The organism is Demequina mangrovi (assembly GCF_000759715.1).
In the GTDB taxonomy this organism is placed as follows: Bacteria; Actinomycetota; Actinomycetes; order Actinomycetales; family Demequinaceae; genus Demequina; species Demequina mangrovi.
On the sequence record NZ_BBLU01000028.1, the window covers coordinates 1 to 2,709 of the forward strand.

Sequence of the window (2,709 nt, forward strand, 5' to 3'; positions counted from 1 at the left end):
CCCAGGAGGAGCGCGCCCGCGAGCGGGCCGAGAGCGCCCGCCGGCAGTCGGCGCGCGATGCGGCGCTGTGCGACGCGCTCCTCGCGCTCGGCGCCGCCGTGCAGGCCTGGCGGGACCGGGCAGTGCCGGTGCTCGCCGAGGCCGAGCAGTCGGTTCACGCCGCGGCGCTCGAGCTCGCGGCCGCCGTGCTCACCCACGAGCTCGCGGACGGCCCGACCGCCGCGCGCTCGGTCCTCACGCGGGCGCTCGCGATGCCGGCCGAGCTCGAGCCGAGCACGATGCGCGTGCACCCGGAGACCCTCGTCGAGATCGAGCGCCTGCTCGAGGCCGGCGAGGCGACGCTCCCCGGGGGCGTCGAGCTCGCCGCGGATCCGCGCCTCGGACGCGGCGACGTCCTGGTCGAGCACTCCGACGGCGCGCTGGACGCGCGCATCGGCGCCGGCCTCGACCGCGCACGCGCGATCCTCGAGGGCGGGCTGTGACCACGCCCGCGCTGCTGGCGCGACCCGCGGCGGAGGGGCATCGCTCCCCGCTGCTGGAGCGCGCCGCCGCCGCGGCCGCGCCGGAGCTCGTCGGCTCCGTCTCGTCCATCGTCGGCCTCTCCGTCGACGTCGCCGGGCTTCAGGGCGCCGTGGGCGACCTCGTCTCGATCGACCTCGGCGACGGGCGCGCGACCGAGGCCGAGGTGGTCGCGGTGACCCCCGAGGCTCTGCGCTGCATGCCGCTCGGCCCGGTCCACGGCCTGCACGTCGGCATGGCCGCGCGCGCGACCGGACGGCCCCTCACCGTCCCCGCCGGCCCGCAGCTCCTGGGCCGCGTGCTCGACGGGCTCGGCCGACCCATGGACGGCAAGGGCAGCGTGATGGACCACCCCGAGGCGCGGCGGGTCACCGTCGACGCCACGGCCCCGTCGGCGCTCGACCGCGCACGCGTCGACACCCCGCTCGGGCTGGGCGTGCGCGCCCTCGACACCCTCACCACCGTGGGCCGCGGCCAGCGCATCGGCCTCTTCGCGGGCTCCGGCGTCGGGAAGTCGTCCCTGCTGTCGATGGTCGCGCGCGGCACCGAGGCCGAGGTGAGCGTCATCGCGCTCATCGGCGAGCGCGGGCGTGAGGTCCGCGAGTTCCTCGAGGACGACCTGGGACCCGAGGGTCTCGCCCGGTCCGTCGTGGTGGTCGCGACCTCGGACCAGCCCGCCATGGTGCGCCTGCGCGCCGCGTTCGTCGCCACCCGCATCGCCGAGCAGCTCCGCTCGGAGGGTCGCGACGTGGTCCTGATGATGGACTCGCTCACCCGCGTCGCGATGGCGCAGCGCGAGATCGGGCTCTCCGTGGGCGAGCCGCCCGCGACCCGCGGCTATCCGCCGTCGACGTTCTCCATGCTCGCGCAGCTGCTTGAGCGGACCGGCACCGACGCCTCGGGCTCGGTCACCGGCATCTACACCGTGCTGGTGGACGGCGACGACCACAACGAGCCCGTGGCCGACGCCACCCGTTCGATTCTCGACGGCCACGTGGTCCTCTCGCGCGACCTCGCCGTCGCGGGGCACTATCCGGCGATCGACGTGCTCGGCTCCGTGTCGCGCGTCGCGAACCGCGTCACCACGCCCCAGCAGCGCGAGCTCGCCCTGGCCCTGCGCCAGGTGCTCGCCGCGCGCCGCCGCGCGCAGGACCTTCTCGACGTGGGCGCGTACGCCGCCGGCTCTAGCCCGCTCGTCGACGCCGCGGTCGCCCATTCCGGCGCGATCGACGGCTTCCTCACCCAGTCCGTCGACCACGCCGTCCCGGCGGGCGAGGCCTGGGCCGGCCTGGCCGCGCTCGTCCAGCAGCTGGGGGTCCGCGCATGACCCGCCGCTTCCCGCTCGCCGGCCTGCTACGCGCACGCGAGCTCGCCGAAGAGCGCGCCGCCGCGGAGCTCGCCCAGGCGAACCGCGCCCGCGACGAGGCCGCGACCGAGGTCACCCGCGCGCGCTCGCAGCTCGCCAACCTCGAGTTCCGCGACGCCCGGCTCTCCAGCGATGCGGAGGCGCCCGACGTCTCGCGGTCGTGGAGCGCGGCGGTCGCGGCGCGTGCGTCGCTCGCGGCCCGCGTGCAGGAGCTGCAGACCGTGCTCGAGGTCGCCGACAGGCACGCCCACGGCGCGTCCGGCGCCTGGAACCAGGCGCGCACGCAGGCGTCGATGATCGACCGCCTCCGCACGCGCCACGAGCACGAGGTCGCGGCGGAGGAGCTGCGCGCCGAGCAGGTGGCGCTCGACGAGGCGGCGCTGCGACGCGCGTCCGAGGAGGACAGATGACGGTGACACCCCTGGCGCCGGCCGCACCGCCGGCGCGCACCCCCGCAGGCGCGTCGCAGGCGGGCGACGGCGACGCGTTCGCCCGCGAGCTCACGGCGGCCTCGGACCGCGCGGGCCGCGACGGCTCGCGCACCGACGCCTCGCGTCCCGAAGCATCGCGCCGCGAGCCCGCCTCGCGCGGGGACGATGCGGCGCAGGCTCCGACCGACCGGCCCGCACAGGGCGCGTCCGACGAGGTCGACGCCGACGCCCCGGGGACCGCCGCTGCGGGCGAGCAGCCGCCGGGCCAGGAGACCCTCGGCGGGATGCCGGCCGTCCCGGTCGAGCTCCCCGTCGCACCGGTGCCCGTCACCGACGCCGATGCCGCCGCCGCGGTCGATGCCGAGATCCCGGGCGGGCAGCCTCCCGCGGACC

The 2,709-nt window shown here is 77.6% G+C and carries 4 protein-coding genes; all 4 read left to right on the top strand.

The window, feature by feature from the left end:
* Positions 1-482, top strand: a 482-nt coding sequence (locus TR42_RS13890; protein WP_042216965.1) for a FliH/SctL family protein, incomplete at its 5' end; no start/stop codon positions are given.
* A 14-nt stretch (positions 483-496) separates the two neighbouring features.
* Positions 497-1,846 (top strand): FliI/YscN family ATPase, encoded by a 1,350-nt coding sequence (locus TR42_RS13895; protein WP_081953424.1) that lies wholly within the window; start codon positions 497-499, stop codon positions 1,844-1,846.
* On the top strand, positions 1,843-2,295 hold the full coding sequence (locus TR42_RS13900) for a flagellar FliJ family protein (RefSeq protein WP_042216967.1): 453 nt from the start codon (positions 1,843-1,845) through the stop codon (positions 2,293-2,295). Before TR42_RS13895 ends, TR42_RS13900 begins: the two co-directional genes overlap by 4 nt.
* A partial coding sequence (locus tag TR42_RS13905; protein WP_042216969.1) for a hypothetical protein occupies positions 2,292-2,709 on the top strand: 418 nt, incomplete at its 3' end. The genes TR42_RS13900 and TR42_RS13905, both read left to right, overlap by 4 nt.

What these genes read in the sequence shown, in the direction of transcription:
- TR42_RS13900 (WP_042216967.1), top strand. Translation starts at nt 1,843, where the DNA reads ATGACCCGCCGCTTCCCGCTCGCCGGCCTGCTACGCGCACGCGAGCTC.